At 36.1% G+C, this 19,581-nt stretch carries 11 protein-coding genes; 7 read left to right on the forward strand and 4 right to left on the reverse strand.

The window, feature by feature from the left end; translation table 11 throughout:
• Window positions 1–61 precede the first annotated feature (61 nt).
• The 3 genes from H5161_RS15010 (at window position 62) to H5161_RS15020 (ending at window position 7,255) form a co-directional block, all read left to right on the forward strand.
• The gene (locus tag H5161_RS15010) at window positions 62–2,401 is read left to right on the forward strand and encodes a DNA polymerase II (RefSeq protein ID WP_182769585.1); all 2,340 of its coding nucleotides are present in this window, start codon (window positions 62–64) and stop codon (window positions 2,399–2,401) included.
• 278 nt (window positions 2,402–2,679) lie between these two features.
• Entirely contained in the window at window positions 2,680–5,544 is a 2,865-nt protein-coding gene (locus H5161_RS15015; RefSeq protein WP_182716177.1) for a TonB-dependent receptor domain-containing protein, read from the forward strand.
• Window positions 5,545–5,602: 58 nt separating this feature from the next.
• The gene (locus H5161_RS15020) at window positions 5,603–7,255 is read left to right on the forward strand and encodes a sulfotransferase (protein WP_182769586.1); all 1,653 of its coding nucleotides are present in this window, start codon (window positions 5,603–5,605) and stop codon (window positions 7,253–7,255) included.
• Window positions 7,256–7,301: 46 nt separating this feature from the next.
• Here H5161_RS15020 and H5161_RS15025 read toward each other — a convergent pair whose 3' ends face one another.
• The 3 genes from H5161_RS15025 to H5161_RS15035 form a co-directional block, all read right to left on the reverse strand.
• Window positions 7,302–8,495 carry a DUF547 domain-containing protein gene (locus H5161_RS15025; protein WP_182716175.1) on the reverse strand — a complete coding sequence of 398 codons (1,194 nt, stop codon included), beginning with the start codon at window positions 8,493–8,495 and terminating at the stop codon, window positions 7,302–7,304.
• A gap of 5 nt (window positions 8,496–8,500) precedes the next feature.
• On the reverse strand, window positions 8,501–10,297 hold the full coding sequence (locus H5161_RS15030; protein ID WP_182769587.1) for a putative 2OG-Fe(II) oxygenase: 1,797 nt from the start codon (window positions 10,295–10,297) through the stop codon (window positions 8,501–8,503).
• A 63-nt stretch (window positions 10,298–10,360) separates the two neighbouring features.
• Entirely contained in the window at window positions 10,361–11,524 is a 1,164-nt protein-coding gene (locus H5161_RS15035) for a DUF547 domain-containing protein (RefSeq protein ID WP_182682303.1), read from the reverse strand.
• Window positions 11,525–11,838: 314 nt separating this feature from the next.
• Here H5161_RS15035 and H5161_RS15040 point away from each other — a divergent pair, with 314 nt between their 5' ends.
• The 4 genes from H5161_RS15040 (at window position 11,839) to H5161_RS15055 (ending at window position 19,072) form a co-directional block, all read left to right on the forward strand.
• A complete protein-coding gene (locus tag H5161_RS15040; RefSeq protein ID WP_182769588.1) occupies window positions 11,839–14,493 on the forward strand; it encodes a TonB-dependent receptor in 2,655 nt (884 codons plus the stop codon).
• A gap of 125 nt (window positions 14,494–14,618) precedes the next feature.
• Window positions 14,619–16,559: a S9 family peptidase gene (locus H5161_RS15045; protein WP_149602364.1), complete on the forward strand. Its 1,941-nt coding sequence runs from the start codon at window positions 14,619–14,621 to the stop codon at window positions 16,557–16,559.
• A gap of 334 nt (window positions 16,560–16,893) precedes the next feature.
• Complete coding sequence (locus tag H5161_RS15050; protein WP_002958250.1) at window positions 16,894–17,196, forward strand: H-NS family nucleoid-associated regulatory protein; 303 nt, start codon at window positions 16,894–16,896, stop codon at window positions 17,194–17,196.
• Window positions 17,197–17,320: 124 nt separating this feature from the next.
• Window positions 17,321–19,072 carry a DEAD/DEAH box helicase gene (locus H5161_RS15055; RefSeq protein WP_182769589.1) on the forward strand — a complete coding sequence of 584 codons (1,752 nt, stop codon included), beginning with the start codon at window positions 17,321–17,323 and terminating at the stop codon, window positions 19,070–19,072.
• Between the two features lie 44 nt (window positions 19,073–19,116).
• Here the strand turns inward: H5161_RS15055 and H5161_RS15060 are convergent, their stop codons facing one another.
• On the reverse strand, window positions 19,117–19,452 hold the full coding sequence (locus tag H5161_RS15060; RefSeq protein ID WP_002958248.1) for a ribonuclease E inhibitor RraB: 336 nt from the start codon (window positions 19,450–19,452) through the stop codon (window positions 19,117–19,119).
• Between the last annotated feature and the right edge of the window lie 129 nt (window positions 19,453–19,581).

A 19,581-nucleotide genomic window follows, 5' to 3' on the forward strand; every position in this document is an offset into this window, starting at 1 on the left:
AATATAACCTGCTTTACAAATTTTATTTTTGTCGTTTTTTATTACAAGGCTTATTTCATTAATGCACTTAGACTCGGGGTTTATTCTCTCTACAGAAACAGTTGATTCACCTTTGGGCGTAAGTTTTGTTATTTGGCTTTTAACTGAAAAAGGGCCATTAAAAGCAATTAGCTTACCAGAGTCAGTTGTTTTTTTTATCAAGTTAAAGGATAAAGCGACGGTAGAAAAAGTACTGCGGCTCTCAGATGTTTCTTTTGAAATTGTCCCTATAGAATTAAAAGATTTTCAGCAGGGGACTGTGGCTGGTTGCTACTTTAAATCACTTAAACATTACTACAATGCGTTAAAAGCTCTAAGCGCAGAGGGCATTGTGACATACGAAGATGACATACGCCCTATAGATCGCTTTTTAATGGAGCGATTTATTAAAGGCTCCACATGGGTGAGAGGAGATATTACACATAAAGACGGATATAGGCTGTTAACCAATTGCCAATTTAAAAATAACCCAGATGTAAATCCTAAGTTTAAAACAGTTTCTTTAGACATCGAGTGCAATGGAGAAGGGGTATTATTTTCCATTGGTTTGGTCGGTCATGGCATTGATTGTGTATTAATGATTGGCAGTCCTATTAAATATAGTGATGCAATTGAAATAATATGGTGTGTTGATGAAATCGATCTTTTACAAAAATTACAGCACTTTATAGCAAAAACAGATCCAGATCTTATTATTGGTTGGAACGTCATTGAGTTTGATTTTTCTGTTCTTCACTCCAGAGCTGAAACTCTAGGTATAGAATTGCGTCTTGGACGTAATAACGAAAAAATAAAATTACGAGTAGGCCATTATACTCGATTAACTATACCAGGAAGAGTTGTTATAGACGGTATAGACACGTTAAAAAATGCGACCTACCACTATGATAGCTTTAGCCTGTCAAATGTAGCTGCTAAGGAGCTTGGTGAGAAAAAGTTCATCAGTTCAAGTGACCAGCTAGCAGAAATTGAACGCCAATTTAATGATAATAAGTTATCCCTTGCGAAATACAATAGACAAGATTGCGTACTGGTTCTACGTATTTTTAACAAATTAAATTTACTTGATTTTGCTGTTGTTAGGAGTCAATTAACGGGGCTTGAACTTCATAGAATGGGCGGTTCAGTCGCTTCATTTGTTAACCTTTATCTGCCCTTACTTCACCGAAGTGGTTATGTTGCACCTAATTTAGGAGATCATGGCTTAAGTTTTGATAGTCCTGGAGGGTATGTAATGTCTTCAAAACCGGGGTTTTATAAAAATGTACTTGTACTCGACTTTAAAAGCTTATATCCATCAATTATGCGTACTTTTTGTATAGACCCTCTTGGTTTAATTGAGGGGTTGCTCAATCCAAAAGATGCAATTCCAGGATATAATAATGCACTTTTTTCAAGACATAAAAATCATTTACCAGCCCTTATAAAAACTCTATCAATAACAAGACAAGAAGCAAAAGATAGCCAAAAACCTATGTTATCGCAGGCTATAAAAATTATTATGAATAGCTTATATGGAGTGCTTGGTTCTCGGGGGTGTCGCTTTTACGATCCACGTCTTTCAAGTTCAATCACACTACGTGGGCACGATATAATGCAAACCACAAAAAAATGGATAGAGGAGTGTGGGTACAATGTAATTTATGGCGATACAGATTCAATATTCATTACTTTGGATGACGGTTTGAATACGCTTCAATGCGATGAAATTGGTAAACAATTAGCTATTAATATCAATCAACAGTGGGTACAAGAAATTAGTCAGAAGCACGACTTAGAGAGCTTTTTGGAGATTGAATTTGAAACCTTATACAGTCCTTTTTTTATGCCTACAATTAGGGGGAAAACGATGGGCTCTAAAAAACGATATGTAGGTCAAAAAATTAATAAAAATCACAATGAGCTAGTATTTAAAGGTGTTGAAGCAGTTCGAAGTGATTGGACTGAGTTCGCTCAAGAGTTTCAAGTAGAGTTGTTTGAAGCTTTGTTCAGTAGTGACTATAAAATAAGCCTTTTAGAGGAGTTAGTTAATTCTTACTCTAGGCGTTTACAAAATGGAGAATTTGACGATAAATTAATTTATAGAAAAAGGTTAGGACAAAATTTAACTGAATATAAAAAGAATATTCCACCACATGTCCAAGCAGTTAAAAAATATAAAGCCCAGAACCCAAACTTTGAGGTGAAACGAGGGCAAATTATAGAGTATGTTTACACATTTGATGGACCAGAGCTCAGTGATACAAATAAAAGACTGAATTATCCTTTGTATATAAAAAAACAATTAGACCCAATAGCCGAAATGATTTTTAGTGCTATGGAAGTGACGCTATCAAAGAGCTCTCAAACCTCTCTCTTTTAAGTTACCGTGAGCTAAAAGTTAACCTTTGTGAATTCAATCCCCCCTTTTTTATAATTTCCCTTAATGCAGTAATGGCGCTATTTAATAATACCAATGTAAATTTTTTGATTTTAAAATTGTAATGCTTTAGCTTTGAAAGTGTTGGTAATTAACAATAAGTTAATTTTATGTTGACCACGTTGTGTTGCTGGTATTATCATAACGTATGATTACCATTTATTAACAAATGGTAATCAAGCAAAAAATATAAAAAATATAAAGTATTCTGGGAGAATCAAATGTTAAATAATAAAGTTTCAAAAGCAGTTCGCTTAGCGATAGCTTTCGGTACAGCTTCAACAGCTGCTTTTTCAGCAAGTTCGTTTGCTGCTGATGAAGAAAAAGTTGATAAGGTTGAACGAATTGAAGTTACTGGTTCACGTATCAAACGTACAGATATGGAAACAGCTAGCCCAGTGCAAGTAACAACTGCTGAAGAAATTGCTGTTGCAGGTTTTACTCGTGTTGAAGACATGATGAATAGCTTACCGCAACTAGAAGCGTCTAATACTTCTTTCCAATCAAATGGTGCTTCGGGAACTGCAACTCTTGATTTACGTGGTATGGGTTCTCAGCGTACTCTTGTTCTTGTAAACGGTCGTCGTATGCAAGCTGGTGGTATTTACACACAATCAGCTGATATTAACCAAATTCCTGCTGCGCTAATTAAACGCGTAGATGTAATGACTGGTGGTGGTTCATCTACTTACGGTGCAGACGCTGTTGCTGGTGTTGTAAACTTTGTAATGAACGATCAGTTTGAGGGTTTTGAAGTTAATGTAGGTACAACTGCTTACCAACATAATAACGATAATGAATACATGCAAGGCCTAATGGATGATGCTGGCTTTGAATATGAAGAAGGTAATACGGGTCTTGATGGCGCGTCATTTGATTTTGCAGCGACTCTAGGTGGTGCATTTGATAGTGGTAGGGGTCATGCAGTAGCTTACTTTACTTACAACAGACAAAATGAATTACGCCAAGGTGCACGTGATTACTCATCTTGTGCTCTAAATGCTGCTGGTACAGCTTGTGGTGGTTCAGGTAATGCTGTTAACCCTAACTTTTATATCTCAGCTCCTAACGCTGACGGTGTTGTAGACTTTGGTGAAGGCCAGTACGAATACTGGACTCTAGGTCAAGATAGCAGCTTTATTCCTTCAGTTGGTAATACATATAACTACGCGCCAATTAACCACTTTATGCGTCCTGATGAACGTCATACATTAGGTATGTTTGCTAACTACGAAATCAATGATAGCTTCCGTCCGTTCATGGAAGCAATGTTTATGCGTAACCGCACTACAGCGCAGATTGCTGAGTCTGGTACGTTCTTTAATGATAATTACTCAATTGATTTTGATAGCCCATTATTAAATGATACACAACGTGCACAACTAACTGAGCGCTTTGGATTGACTTCTGGTGATCAGTTTGCAACTTATATTGGTAAGCGTAACGTTGAAGGTGGCCCTCGTGCAGACAGCCTTGAACATAACTCTTTCCGTTTAGTGTTAGGTAGTAAAGGCGAAATTAACGACCTTTGGTCTTACGAAGCATTTGCTCAATACGGTTCAACTTCATCTTCTTCAGCATATGAAAATGATTTCTTTGGTCCGCGTATAATCACCGCTTTATCAGCAAATGGTGAAGATTGTAGCGCGACTTCTGGTTGTATTCCGTACGATGTTTTTCAGTTTGATGGTGTAACAGAAGAAGCTGCAGGGTCACTTACTGGTACGGCAATCTTGAACGGTGTTACTGAGCAATTGATTGTAAGTGGTTTTGTTACTGGCGAATTCGATTTCTCACTTCCATCTTCAGAGTACCCAGTTGCTGCAGTATTTGGTGCAGAGTATCGTGAAGAAACATTCAGTAGAACAGCTGATGAAGTATTTGCACAAGGTCTATTACTAGGCCAAGGTGGTACTACTAAGAGTTTAAATGGTGGTTATCAAGTACGTGAAGTGTTTGGTGAGCTTAGCCTACCAATCGTTGAAGATTTACCGTTAGTTGAAAGTTTACTTGTTGAATTAGGCTACCGTTGGTCAGACTATAGCACTTCAGGTGCTGAGCCGACTTATAAAGTGGCAATGAACTGGGATGTAACAGGCGATTGGAAAATTCGTTCAAGCTACAACCGTGCAGTTCGTGCAGCAAACAATGGTGAGCTATTCGCTCAACAAAGCACTGGTTTATGGGCCGGTACTGATCCATGTGCTGGTACACCAAGCCTAACAGCTGCTGAGTGTGCAAATACAGGTGTTTCTGCAAGTCAGTATGGCAATGTAGGTAAGAGCCCTGCGGATCAATATAATGCTCTGTTTGGTGGTAATCCAGATTTATCTCCAGAAATTGCTGATACTATTACTTTAGGTGTTGTTGGTAACCCATTTGAAAACTTCAACTTCTCAATCGATTACTGGGATATTGAACTTGAAGACGCGATTGGTAATATTGACCCAGAAATTCTAGTTACACAATGTGGTAAAAGCGGCGCGGCTGTATTTTGTGATAACGTAGACCGTACACCTGGTAGTGGTAGCCTTTGGATAGGTTCTGGCCAAGTTGTTGCTACAAATACTAACTTAGGTAATATCCATTACGAAGGTATCGATTTAAGCGCAAACTACGATATGGAAATTGCTGAAGGTACATTAAAAACTAGTATCATTGGTACCTACATGTTAACTAAGGAATTTGATAATATTCCTGGTGTAAGTGAAGTATATGACTGTGTTGACTCATTAGATAACGGTTGTTTCCCTCAACCAGAATGGCGTCATGTTGTATCTGCTAGCTACGACACGGGCAGCTGGTGGAGAGCTACTGCTAAATGGCGTTTCTTCAGCGGTGTAAACGATTACACTGGTGCTGATACATTAGTACAAGACGACGGTATTAGCTCACAAAGCTATATTGACCTTAAAGGTACATTTACTATTAATGATTACACGTCTTTATTAGTAGGTGTTAACAACGTTATGGATAAAGAGGCACCTCTAGTTGGTGGTTCATTATCAACAAACGCAAATGCTATTGCTGGTTACTACGATTCGTTAGGTCGTTACTTCCATGCGAGCCTTTCATTAAAATTCTAATTTGAATTAATTAATGTATATTAAGCGAGCTTAGGCTCGCTTTTTTTATGGGGAAAAAATGAAATCGGTAAAAGAAAGTTTACTGTTTGCAATACAGCAATTGAATAGTGGAAAGATTGTGGCAGGAAAAGCAACCCTAGAAGGTTTATGCGACAACCCTGAAGTTAATGAGCAAGCTTTAGCTGTATTGTTTAAAGTAGCTATGAATGAAGGAGATTTACTAAAAAGTAAGGAAGTTTGTAGAAGACTCATTTCATTAGCCCCCAAAAAATTCGATTATGTAAATACTCTTTGTCAGTTATATGCCGCCAGTAATGAATTCTCTTTAGCAATAGACTTACTTAAAAAATACACTGAAATAGTACCGGATAGCGCAATGTCGTATTTTCAATTGGGTGAAATGGCAAAAAAAGATGGCAATGGTATTCTTGCAAGTACATCTTTCTTAGCAGCTATCGAGCTTGGTTACCACGACATATATACCGCTTATGTGGAGTTAGCATCCGTCTACTCTGAGCTTTTAATTGATTATGGGACTGCGACTAATTATTTACAGCAGGCAATTACAGTTGAACCAAATAAAATTAATGCCTATTTTAATCTTGCTAATATATATGAGCAGCTTGGTGATAAGCAAAACTGTTTAAAGAGCTTTAATCAGGTATTAAAGATAAATCCTTTATATGGTCTGGCGCATGCGAGAATTGCTGATATACAAACATTTAATAAAAAAGAAGCGTTAGAATACGAACTAAAAAGCCTATCTATTTTAGAAGCTACAGAAGGTGATGTGTTAAAAGCTGATATGTATTATGCGCTTGGAAAAGCTTTTGACGATAGCAAAGATTATGAAAAATCATGGTCTTATTATACTAAAGCCAATAGTTTTAATCGAAAATATATCCCGCAATACAACAGAGTTGATATTGAACATCAAGTAAGTAACACACTAGCAAGAGAGCTTAGTAACGTAAAAAGTAAGACTGGCGATATTGTTCCAATTATTATTTGTGGCATGTTTAGGTCTGGTTCAACCTTAATAGAACAAATAATTTGCACTTCTGAGGTGATTAGCAATGGAGGAGAGATTGATTACTTGCATAAGCAACTATTCAATCTAATTGATAAGCCTAAAGTGCTGTCAAGCACGGTTAACTCAACATTATTTCAGCAAGGTTATGAGAAAGAATTAAAGTTAAGAGCGGGAAAAAGTAGTATTGTTACTGATAAACGGCCTGAGAACTACTTATACATTGATATAATTAAAATGATGTACCCTGAAGCAAAAGTTATTTGGACACAGCGCGATATTAGAGATAACAGTTTATCAGCTTACTTTCAACATTTAGGCCCAAGTTTGAATTATGCGACCGCACTGAATGATACAGTGCACTATCATAAAGCGCAGCAGCGTGTTAAAGCACATTGGCTAAAAAAGTATCCTAATGATATTTTTACAGTCAATTATGATGAACTTGTTTCAAAGCCCGAGGGGGTATTATTGCCTCTGTTCGAATTTTTAGGCGTAAAATATCAAGGTGAAAGCGGTTTATTTCATCAACAAAAAAATATTGTAAGTACTGCTAGTGTTTGGCAGGTGAGAAAGCCTCTTTATACATCTTCATCGGGAAGATATAAAAATTTCAGTAGGTATATTAAAGAAAGCTTATCTATTTCTGATTTTGAAGAGTTTAATAATGTATTAGATTAATCACTGAGAGTATTCAGCACTCAATAGAGCGCTGAATACAATTTAATTATTTAGTGGGTAAGTCTTTTATTTTAACACTACTACTATTGATTTTTTTCTTGAGACGAAGCTTATTAATTTTGTCTAATACTGCAGGTGAAAAGCGAGATTGAGAGCTAACTTTAGAGGATAACATATCGCTTAGGAAGCTAAGGTTCATAGCGCCTGCACCAGGCACGTTACTATTGGCTGCTACGGCATTGAGTAAGGCCGCTTTGTTGGTGGCATTACCCTCACCAAATGAGCGCTCAGTGCCGTATATGTCGGTTACATTCCAGTCCTCAATAGCTAGAATTAATTCTTCCGAATCTTCTACTTGTGAGTTAATAGAAGAATCAGAATAGTTTAAAATATGCTTTAGTAGATCGTTCTCAAAGTCAGGAAATAAAATTTTTGCTTGATCATAAAAAATAGAAACGTTTAGACGATTTCTTTTAACTTGAACGCCTCGGTTGGAGTTTACAAACTCTTCAGCATTACCTGAAAGTTGTTTATATACCTTATCAGCTGTGTAAGCTTCGTTACGTAAATTCGGACTTCCGATTATCCCTTGATAGAAGCCATACATTACTATTTTCTTATTCCCAAATTTCTTAAAAACGATATCATGTTGAATATTATTAAGTGACAAGGTATGACCTGAAACATTTATAAATTTATCGTTTAGTATTGAGTTTTCCCCTTCGAGTAATTTTTTTGCATTTCGAACTGGGTAATGTTCAATTAACTTTTCAATAATGGCTGTATTATATAAGTTTAGCCAATAAGCTAATTGCTCATCTAAGGTTAATGCGTTTAAAGGGACTTCTTCAGGTACTTTTTCTAGGCTTTGGCGAATTACTTTAAAACCTAGCTTAATATCCGATTTTACAACTTCTTCGAAATAAAAGCGGTTAGCCTCTAAAGCCGTATCTCTGTCTCTATTAGACCGTAACCTTGTGCCATTACCTACTATTGGTTTTAGAATAGTCCTATCAGATAAACCCATGTCAATAACGGTTAACTCTAGAAGTTGGTCTAGGTCTTCATAAGATATGCTTATATCCCTATTTAAGCCAAAATCTGAAAACTCTTCGGGTAAAGAGAATTCTTCAGCTTTCACTGGAATAAAAATAATAGCGATTATAAGTAGCAAGCATTTTATCATGATCAATCCTTTGTTTTTGTTTATTTTTATAGCACTAGTTTGAATTTCAATCAACTAGATTAACCAATTGGCATAATATCGCTAGGTATTGTTAAGCGAGGTCTATCGCTTTTAAGCTCATTTGTGCCATGCCAAATATAGCTAGGAAAAATGATAATTTGTCCACTTTCAGGGCATATCTCGCGATCTATTAATTCTCTTTTTCCTAGATCAAGACATGTTTCTCCTAACTTTAACCAGCCATTTTTAAGTGGATCATTTTTACTCATTTCATCAGGTATAGAAATATAGCTGGGTGCTGACAACCAACCGTGAGGATGAATATGATTGGCATGATATCCTCCATTTTCTAGTTTTACTGACCAGCTGCCTTTGGCAGTAAAGTTTAGGCTATTTCTTGCCGTTAATGGGTGCATACTATCTGCTGGTAAATCATTTAAGTAAGTAGATATACATGACTCCATTGACTGCTTAAATAATGAGAGTAACGTATTTGAGCGATAGAGTAAGTGTCCTTCAGTTTGACTTCCTCTTCGAACACTTTGATCAAGCGGGTCTTGTTCTTTAGTGTGTAAAGTAAGTAATAGTTCCTTGAGATCTTTCCCAAAAGAGTCAAACGACTTGTAGCCTTTAGGCGTAGGTAGAGCCATTGTTTTAACAAACATATCGTAATTAGTTAACCAATGATATTTATCGTCTTTAGCTAAGCGCCAAGCTGTGGATAAATAAGCCCAGATTTCTTGATTAAAAGGGTTGTGTTTAACTGCAGTGTTTAAGTGCAATATTGCTTTTTTATATTCAAAATTTTCAATACAGTAGTTTGCCAAATCTACACTATATCTTGCTGATTGGGGAGCCTGTGATACAAGCTCATCTAATATAATGAATGCTTTATCACTTTGCCCATGCTTACCTAAAATGATGCCATGAGCATGTTTTATGTCTAAGTTATCAGGGAAGAGCCTAATTGCTTGTGAAGATACATCAAGGGCTTGATTAAAATCTTTAAAATGTAAAAGCTGAGCTAGTTGTGATTGAACTAGTTGTGGGTTTTTAGCATGATTTAAGAATGTACTATTGTAGGAGCTCATAAGGGCTGATTTGTTTGCACGATCCCAGTATAATTTATTTAAACACTCATGCGCAGGTATATAGTTAGGAGCCTGTTCAAGACATCGTTTTAAATACTGCTCACAGAGCTCAAACTTTAGTAAATCATAGTAAGTACAGCCAATCAAAAAGTTAACCTCGGGGCTATACTTGTTCTGCTTATCGCTTAGCATTAAAAATATATCTAAAGCATTGTCGAATTTACCCATATTGCGAAAATTACAAGCACGTTTATATTTAAATAAAAATTGATTTTTTAAATCGGCAGGTAAAGAGAGGTAATAGCTTTCAACTAATTCTAAGTCACCCAAACGTTCTAGTAATTCAAGCTTTAACCAGTGATATCTCTCTTTTAAGGTTTCATCAGATACGGTTTTAGAAAGTTCCTTTTTTGCTTGTAACAACTGGTTGGTTTTGATCAAGCTTTCTATAAAATTCAGAGATACCTTTTTGCTTAATGCCAAATACCTTGTGTTTTTTAAAAAGTTTAAACATAACGAATGTTTAGCAGTTCTGCACAGCAAGTTTGTATAGTTTTCAATTAGAGGGAGGGATGAAGGAAACTTATTTACTGCGTAAGAATATGTTTGTTCGGCATTTTCATTTTGGTTAAGTGCGCTATATGTAGCGGCAAGTAAAATATACCAATCAACAGTTTTAATATCACATTTGTTTAAAAAAAGAATAGCTTGGTTATATTGGCGTGAATTATAAGCAGCGAGCGCAGAGTTAAGAAAGTTAGACATAAAACACCCTATTTTTCGTACCATGTTAACAGGGTGTTTTTTAAAGTTAAATAATAAAATTTATTAAAGGTCTTTTATTTTTACAGAGCCACTATTATCAGTTTCTTTTAGCTTGAGAGCTCTAATTTTTTCGAGCATTTCTGGAGAAAAGCGGCCAAAGTCCATCGTTTTCTCCGAAATAGAATTAGATAAAAAGCTTATGTTAACAGCACCTAGTCCTGAACCTGCGCCATCAGCTCCTATTGGTTTTGATGAGTTATTTGCAACAGCATTGAGCATGGCGGCAGGATTTGTTGACGCTGCGCCACCAAACTTTCGCTCTGTGCCATAAATATCAGTGATTCTCCAATCTTCAATACCTATTTTAAAGCTCTTAGCATATTTTATATCAGAGCTCATTGGCGGGTTTGCATAGTCTTTTAGGTGCTCTCGTAAATCTTTCTCGAAGTTTTCGAATAATGGTTTAACTTGCTCATAGTACTTAGAGGCATAAAGGCGATTTTTTCGCTTGATACTAGTTCCTCTATTTGAATTGACGAATTCTTCAGCGTTTTCAACTAATTGATGATAAACCTTGTTTCCTTTATATGCTTCGGCACGAATGTTAGGACTTCCTATATTTCCTTGATAAAACCCATACATAACTATTGGTTTTTTTATACCAAACTTTTTAAAAACAATATTTTGTTGTATGTCGTTTAAAGAAAGTTTATGGCCAGCAACATTTAAAAACTCATCCTCTAAAATTGAATTGCTGCCAAAGAGTAAATCTTCTGTATCGCGAATAGGATAGTGTGTGATTAGTTTTTCTAACATGGCTGTATTGTAAAGGTTTAACCAATAAGCAAGTTGCTCATCAAGGCTGAGTTCGTTAAGTGAGATTTCATTTGGCAGACTTTCTAGGCTAACTCTGATCTTATAAAAACCGTCTTTAATCTCTGATTTTGTTACTTCTTCAAAGAAGAAACGATTTGCTTCTAATGCTGTGTCGTTATTTTTATGCGACTTCATTCTTGTACCGATGGAGGCTTGAGAATTTAGTTTGGAACGATCTGATGCTCCAGTATCAATTACAGTAAAACTTAGAAGAGTATCTAAGTCATCATATGAGACAGTAATATCTCTATTTAAACTAAAATCTGAAAATTCTTCCGGAAGTTCTTTTAAGTCAGCGAAAGCCGAGAATGAGATAGTGAGTATTAAAATACATACGAGGTGAGTTTTCATAGCAATTCCTTTGTTTGTTAGAAACACCATAATCTACAAATGTTAATTCACTTTCAAGGTTTGTTTACATTTAATTTCATTTTCTTAGCATAGCTCCAAAAAGTTGAATATTGCTCCTTGGTTAATAGTGATAATATTGCAACGTGTTAGTTTTTTGTTTCTTTAAGTTGTTGTAAATTAATGTGTTTTTTCGTTGTCAAAGTGTTGACCTTTTGCTTGAGTTGGGCCTACTATTCAAATCGAAATAGGTACTGTGATGAATTGCAGACCGTTTTGAAAACAAAATAATTAAAAAATATTCTAGGGGTAATCCAATGTTAAATAATAAAATCTCAAAAGCGGTTCGCTTAGCGATAGCTTTTGGCGCGGCATCTACAGCTGCATTTTCGGCTAGTTCATTCGCAGCTGAAGAAAGCGCAGATAAAGTAGAACGTATTCAAGTAACTGGTTCTCGTATTAAACAGGTTGATCTTGAAAATAGCTCTCCAGTAACAGTTATTACTGCAGCAGATATTAACTTGTCAGGTGAGCCATCTGTAGGAGATGTACTTAACAACTTATCTTCAAACTCATTCGGTTCTTGGACTGGTGTTTCTGGCTACGGCGCAGGTTCTTCTGCAACTTCAAGTATTAACTTACGTGGTTTAGGTTCTGATGCGACTCTAGTATTATTAGATGGCCGTCGTATGCCTGGAACAAGTACTTCTTCTGGTGCATCTGCAGATACTTCTCTAATTCCAATGGCTATCGTTGAGCGTATCGAAATCTTACGTGATGGTGCTTCTGCAGTATATGGTTCTGCAGCGGTTGCTGGTGTAATTAACATCATCACTAAAAAAGATTTCGACGGTTTAAATCTTAAATATGAATTTAATCAACCAAGTGTTGACGGCGGTGATAGCAGTACTTTCTCTGTATCGTCAGGTTTTACTGCTGAAAAAGGTAATATTGTTTTCACTTTCGAACACTCTGAAAGCGATGCTATTTACGATAGAGATATATGGGCACTAGATGATGAAACTTACGGTGCATACAGCTCGTACAGCCCAGTATCTAACTATTTAGATAGCACAGGCTACCATGCAAATTCAGATCTATGTGATGCAGAACCTAATACTGTAAATACTATTGATGCTGATGGTAATGGCCGTTGTACATATAACTACGGTGAAGTAACTAAGTTTTACCCTGATACAAACAAAAACTCATTTTTGTCTAACTTCACTTATGAACTAACAGACAATATTCGTTTCATTGGTCGTGCGATGGCTAGCTTCAATGAAACAGATGCACGTTATGCTGGTACACCAGTATCTACTACGCCTATTTACATGAGTGCAGATAACCAATATAGCCCATCAGATGAAGATGTACGCATTTTTACTCGAGCTGTGCCAATTGGTAACCGTGATACAACAACTGAAGTTACAACAACAGATATTTTAGTTGGCCTTGAAGGCTTTACCGATCTTGGTAATGGTCTTGATTGGGAAGTAAACTTCCAAAACAGTGTTTCAAAAACTAACTCATTTGGTAAAAACCTAGTTAATGACGTTGCCTTCCAAGCGGCAATTGATACTGGTGAGTACGATGTATTTAACGTATCAGGCATGAGTTACGATGACTGGAGCACAAGTATGGGTGAGCTTTATCAAGAAGCAAATCATACAGGTACTTATGAAGGTCGTTACGAAAGTAAACAAATCGATGGTCTAATTTCAACGACATTACTAGATGATGGTGAATTTGTAGTTGCCGGTGTTGTTGGTGGTGAATTTGAGCAAATTGATTTTACCCAAATCAGTGATCCAGAATCAGCGAATGGATTTATTTCTGGTGGTTCAGGTGGTGATGATGTTTATGCAGATCGTGACCGTACAGCTGCTTACTTTGAAGTACAAGCTTCTTTCCCACATGATGTTGATTTGACAGTTGCTGGTCGATACGAAAAGTATGAGCAAAGTGGTACAACAAATCTTGGTAAAAAAAGTACTACGTTTGACAAATTTGTACCAAAAGTTGGTTTAACTTGGCGTCCAACAGATACTTTATTACTTCGTGGTTCTTGGGGGGAGTCATTCCGTGCTCCAAACATGGGTGAGATGTTCCAATCTTACGCATTAAGCTTCCCAACTGTTCGTGATACAGCTTGGTGTTCTGCTAACCCAGGACAAGAAACTGATGGTTATTGTGCTGATGCAGGTGAGCAAGTTGCAACGTGGTTTGGTGGTAATACTGAACTTCAAGCTGAAACAGGTGATTCTACAACGGTAGGTTTCGTTTGGGATGTAGTTGAAAACCTTTCGCTTGAATTAACATATTACTCAATCAATTACGATGATAAAATTGATAGTGTAGATAATTCTGAACTTCTTCGCCTTGAAATTGAACAAGGTGGTTTAAACTCTACTCCAAATGCAATTGAGCGTAGTGCTGATACAGGTAAAATTGATTACATGTACACTGGTTACGTGAACAAGAGCTCGCTATCTACTGACGGTATAGACTTTACAGCTAGATACCGTTTTGATACTGACTTTGGTAACTTTACGAGCACATTAAATGTATCTCGAGTTTTATCATTTGAAGAAGTAGCTGATTCAGAATCTGATGCATTTGATTACGCTGGCTTACAAGATTATCCAGAATGGAAATCAGATTTAGCGATTAACTACGCTTATGAAGACTTCTCAGCTACGTGGACTATGTTCTATGTTGGTACTCAAGATTCGGGTAATGAAGAGTACGGCGTTGATTACTATGCTGATATTCCTAGCTATTTCAAACATAACGTTCAAGTAAGCTATGTTGCACCTACAAATACCAAAATTGCTTTAGGTGTAAATAACTTATTTGATAAAGCTGCACCTAGCTTCTACGATGGCTTCCGTGATTACCGAGACTCTAACTGGTCTCTATATGATCAAACAGGTCGTTCATTGTACTTACGTTTAGAGCAGTCGTTCTAAGCATTATCTAATTTAGTTACAAAGAATAAAGCCCTGCTATTTAGTAGGGCTTTTTTATTTACTAATAAGTGAAGTCTCTCTCAGCAAGCTGTTGTTAGTAAGCACTTAATTTATTTGGAAGTATTATGTCAGCAATATTTAAGTTAATAGTAATTTCTTACTTGTGTATTATTTCTTTTGAAATCAATGCTCAGAAGGCACAACCAAAAATTGAAGATTTTTTTAAAAATCCTAAATTCTCTAATCTTCAGCTTTCCCCAAATGGTAAGTATTTAGCAGTACTATCTCCAATAAATGAGAGAAAAAATATTGTTATACTTGAAACTGACGGGTTAAAAAATGCAAAGGCGGTAACAAAGTTTGATGATCAAGATATTAATGATTTTTCATGGGCTAATGATGATGAAATTGTTTTTAAGCTTGATAGTGATGGAAATGAAGCTTTTAGCCTTTATAAAATCAATGTTAACGCTAAAAAAGCGAGAGTTATTGAGTTAGTTGGCTCTAAAGTAGGAGCCTCAGGTATCCGTTCTGCAAGCATTGTCCATATGCTACCTAATGATCCAGAGCATATTGTTATTCAATATAATGGAAGAAATATTAAAGCTCCGGATCTTTATAAATTACCTCTTAATAGTAAATGGGATAGAAAGCGAGAAAGAAATTTTAAAATGAAGATTCTGGCTAAGAATCCAGGTGATTTTCAGGGTTGGCTTTTAGATCATGATGGTGAAGTGAGAGGTGCTGTTGCTATCAATGGCTTAAAAGGTAAGTTTTATTATAAGAATAAAGGTGAAAAAGAGTTTCGTATATTACGTGACTATAACGTTGAAGAAGAAAATATTACACCTCTGGCTTTCGATTTTGATAATAAAACACTATTTGTAGCTTCAAATATTAATAGAGATACGTCAGCTATTTATTATTTTCATCCTGATAAAAACGAGTTAGGTGAATTAATCTTTGGCATGCCAGAAGTTGATGTCTCTAATTTAATGTTATCGACTAAACGTAAAAAGCTAATCGGAGTCAGGTATTTAGATGAATACCCTGAAGTAGCTTATTTTGATAAAGAAACCGCCGAGATGATGGCCTCATTGAAGAGCGCTTTTAAAGATAAAGTTGTTAATGTAGTTAGCAGCTCAAAAAATGAAGCACTGAACGTTGTATATGTTGGTAGTGATACAGATCCTGGTCATTATTATTTGTTCAATAAATCAAAAAATACGCTCAAATCATTAGTTTCACCTATGGGCTGGATTGATAAAAGTCAGTTATCACCTATGAAACCAATTAAGTTTAATAGCCGTGATGGTTTAACTATTCGTGGCTATTTAACAATACCAAAAGATAGCAACGGTAAAAATTTACCTTTGATTGTTAATCCACATGGCGGCCCTTATGGTATTAGAGACGCATGGGGTTTTAATTCTGAGACGCAATTTTTTGCGAGTCGGGGCTATGCAACAGTTCAAGTCAACTTTCGTGGTTCAGGTGGTTATGGGAGAAAATTTCAACAAGCAGGCTATGGCGGTAAATGGGGCGCCGAGATGCAAAATGACTTAACCGACGCTATTGAGTACTTGGTAGGTGAGGGGGTTATAGATCCAAAAAGAGTATGTATTTATGGTTCTAGTTACGGCGGTTATGCAACTATGGCCGGTCTTACTTTTACTCCAGAGCTTTATAAATGTGGTATTAATTATGTAGGTATAACTGACGTTGAGTTACTTTTTGACTCGCTTCCTAAGCATTGGGAACCACAAAGAGAGCTTCTAGAAAAGCAAATTGGTAACCCTGATGATAAAGCTTTAATGAAAAAAATGTCTCCACTTCATCATGTAGATAAAATAGTAGCGCCATTAATGATTGTGCAAGGAGCCAAGGATCCTCGTGTTGTAAAAAAACATGCACTCGATTTAAGAGATTCTTTAGAAGAGCGCGGAATTATATTATCTGACGATGAGTGGATTATGAAAGATAACGAAGGACATGGATTCCAAAAAGAAGAGAATAAAATAGAGCTATATACTAAAATTGAAAAGTTTTTAGCTAAACATCTATAGTTATTTACCATTTTATTAATACATGTATATAAAGTTAAATAATTTTAATATTGTGATTTTTATATGCATGTACTATTTAATAAATAGGCTAAATATGAACTTAGAGTTTTTAGCCACGGTAAAAAAGGGTAATCTCTAGTTATTGAGTCTACTCGGTTAGAAGTATTGCATTGTCATTTTATAGCCTCTAGATTTGATAATTATACTATTGTAAAAGTATTTTTTTATAAAGCTTAAAGCAGCAGGTGTCTTTGAATGGTAAAAATAACTACTTGGCATTATACTAAGTAGGAATAATTAAATAATTCCAATCACACAATTTAGCGAGATATAGATGAAAGAAGTCCGATCTTTTATTAAAACAGCATCATTAACAGAGCTTGAAAAAGCTCAACAGCTTATCAATGATGCAATTTCAAAATATACCCAGCAGCAAAAAGCGAAACAGGAAGTTTTGGATCTTTTAAAAGAAAAAGGACTTACGCTAGAAGATTTACAAGATGGAGCATCAGACAAGCGCACCAAAGTTAAGCCTAAGTACCGTATGGAACTTAATGGTGAGACTATTGAATGGACTGGCCGTGGCCGTCGTCCTAAAGCGTTTGAAGGTGTTGAGCTTGAAAAGTTTTTAGCTTAAAGCTAAATATAAGAGAAGCTTCGGCTTCTCTTTTTTGTTTACCCCTCAATAAAATATAATTAAAGTTTAAAACTCCCAGCTATTATTTGCTAAAATCTCTTCACTCGAACCTATTTGTTTTCCCATGAGCTATAAACTAAGACCTTACCAACAAGAAGCCGTAGAACGCACCGTTTTACACTTTAGAAAGAGTAATGATCCTGCCGTTATTGTACTACCAACCGGCGCAGGTAAGAGTTTGGTTATTGCTGAACTTGCGCGTATAGCTAAGCAAAAAATATTAGTGCTTGCTCATGTAAAAGAGCTGGTAGAGCAAAATTCACAAAAATATAAAAGTTTTGGTTTAGAGGCGAGTATATTTTCAGCAGGCTTAAAAGAAAAATCATTAAACCATCAAGTAACCTTTGCCAGTGTGCAATCACTTTCTCGTAATTTAAATAAATTAAATGAGCATTATTCATTACTTATTATTGATGAATGCCACAGGGTAAATGGGGATAAAAAAAGTCAGTACGGTAAAGTAATAAACAGTTTAAAAGAGTATAACCCTCAGTTAAAAGTATTGGGTTTAACAGCAACACCTTATCGGTTAGGAATGGGGTGGATATACCACCACCATTATCATGGTTTTGTTAAGGGTACTCAAGAAAGTCCGTTTAAAAGTTGTATTTTTGAATTGCCGCTCAGGTATATGATCAAACATAACTATTTAACGCCCCCTAACGAAGTTGATGCAGCAATTAGCCATTATGATTTTTCGTCATTAGATAGCAATGCATTTGGGCAATATACGACTGATGACATGAATGCGCTTTTAAAAAACAGTGAGCGCGCAACGAAAGCTATATTACAGCAAGTAATTCAATACAGTGAAGAGCGCGAAGGTGTTATGGTTTTTGCCGCCACGGTAATGCATGCCCAGGAAATATTAAGCTACTTGCCAGCTCATCAAAGTGCACTAATCACAGGTGATACGCCAAACACTGAGCGCGATAAAATCATTAAGCAATTTAAAGCTAAGCAATTAAAGTATCTAGTTAATATATCGGTACTAACAACCGGCTTTGATGCGCCACATGTCGACTTTATAGCTATTTTAAGACCTACAGAATCAGTTAGTTTATATCAACAAATTGTGGGGCGAGGTTTAAGGTTATCTGAATCGAAAACGGATTGCTTAGTAATAGATTATGCTGGCAATGGTTTTAATTTATTTCACCCAGAAGTAGGTGATAAAAAAGGCGATAGTGATAATGAACCTGTGCAGGTACTTTGCCCAGGTTGTGGGTTTGCGAATATATTTTGGGGTAAAACAGACTCCACTGGCAAAGTAATAGAGCACTTTGGCAGGCGTTGCCAAGGCCTGTTAGAAGATGATGATGGGCATAAAGAGCAGTGCGATTATCGTTTTAGGTTTAAAGAATGTGAGCAGTGCGGTGCCCAAAATGATATTGCGGCACGTAAATGCCATGATTGCGGCTCGGTAATGGCCGACCCTGATGATAAGTTACGTAATGCATTAAACTTAAAAGACGCACTTGTGCTTCGATGTAGTGGGTTATCGGTTACTCAAATTAAAGATGAACTTATTAAAGTAACGTATTTTGATGAAGATGGCGCAAGTTGCGATGAGGTATATAACCTCGCAAATAAGGGCGGGCAATTTATATTTAATAAGCAATTTGGTCTACGAGTAGGACTTGGACAAACACCTATTAATTTTAAAACTGCAGCGCAAGTAGTAAGCGCACAATTTGAATTAGTACCACCAGATTTTGTTATTGCACGAAAAAGCAAAAAGTATGGTTGGAAAGTAGCTGATAAGCTATTTGACTATAAAGGCAATTTTAGGAAGGCAAATCAGTTAAGCCGTTAAGCTTAACTGATAGAGTGCATTGAACTAATACAATTAAAAGGTAACTAAGCCTCGTCACCGTCCATTAATCCCCAGCCGTCACCATATCCATTAAAGCTATTAGCAATGCTTTCAATGTATTGCTCAGCTTGGCCTAAAAGGGTGTGCTCTGGCACCATTTGTACTTGAGTGATTACTTCCCAAACGCCAGTGTCTTTACATTTTTCAAGCTCAGCCTTTTGAACTAATGCATCAGAAACTATTTCTTTAGCAAATTTTTCAGCATCGGCTTCTTGTTCAAATAAAATAAAAAAATCGACTTGGTGCATTTTATTTAAATCAATGCCAGCAGCGGCTATTTCGGCTAAAAGTTGGCCGTTATCATCATCAGGGAATTGCATTAAAAACTCATTTAAAATTAATTTTTTATTCGTAGGCACTATTGTAACTAAAATATTGTCTTAACGCGTACTAATTTTAATTATGCTGATACTTATTCAAAGTTAAATTTACGCATTAGATTGTCATTA

Origin of the sequence: Pseudoalteromonas sp. SG43-5 (assembly GCF_014164345.1) — a bacterium.
GTDB classification, from domain to species: Bacteria; Pseudomonadota; Gammaproteobacteria; order Enterobacterales; family Alteromonadaceae; genus Pseudoalteromonas; species Pseudoalteromonas distincta.

What these genes read in the sequence shown, in the direction of transcription:
- H5161_RS15045 (WP_149602364.1), top strand. Translation starts at nt 14,619, where the DNA reads ATGTCAGCAATATTTAAGTTAATAGTAATTTCTTACTTGTGTATTATT.
- H5161_RS15035 (WP_182682303.1), bottom strand. Translation starts at nt 11,524, where the DNA reads ATGAAAACTCACCTCGTATGTATTTTAATACTCACTATCTCATTCTCG.
- H5161_RS15050 (WP_002958250.1), top strand. Translation starts at nt 16,894, where the DNA reads ATGAAAGAAGTCCGATCTTTTATTAAAACAGCATCATTAACAGAGCTT.
- H5161_RS15060 (WP_002958248.1), bottom strand. Translation starts at nt 19,452, where the DNA reads ATGCAATTCCCTGATGATGATAACGGCCAACTTTTAGCCGAAATAGCC.
- H5161_RS15055 (WP_182769589.1), top strand. Translation starts at nt 17,321, where the DNA reads ATGAGCTATAAACTAAGACCTTACCAACAAGAAGCCGTAGAACGCACC.
- H5161_RS15010 (WP_182769585.1), top strand. Translation starts at nt 62, where the DNA reads ATGCACTTAGACTCGGGGTTTATTCTCTCTACAGAAACAGTTGATTCA.
- H5161_RS15020 (WP_182769586.1), top strand. Translation starts at nt 5,603, where the DNA reads ATGAAATCGGTAAAAGAAAGTTTACTGTTTGCAATACAGCAATTGAAT.
- H5161_RS15015 (WP_182716177.1), top strand. Translation starts at nt 2,680, where the DNA reads ATGTTAAATAATAAAGTTTCAAAAGCAGTTCGCTTAGCGATAGCTTTC.
- H5161_RS15040 (WP_182769588.1), top strand. Translation starts at nt 11,839, where the DNA reads ATGTTAAATAATAAAATCTCAAAAGCGGTTCGCTTAGCGATAGCTTTT.
- H5161_RS15030 (WP_182769587.1), bottom strand. Translation starts at nt 10,297, where the DNA reads ATGTCTAACTTTCTTAACTCTGCGCTCGCTGCTTATAATTCACGCCAA.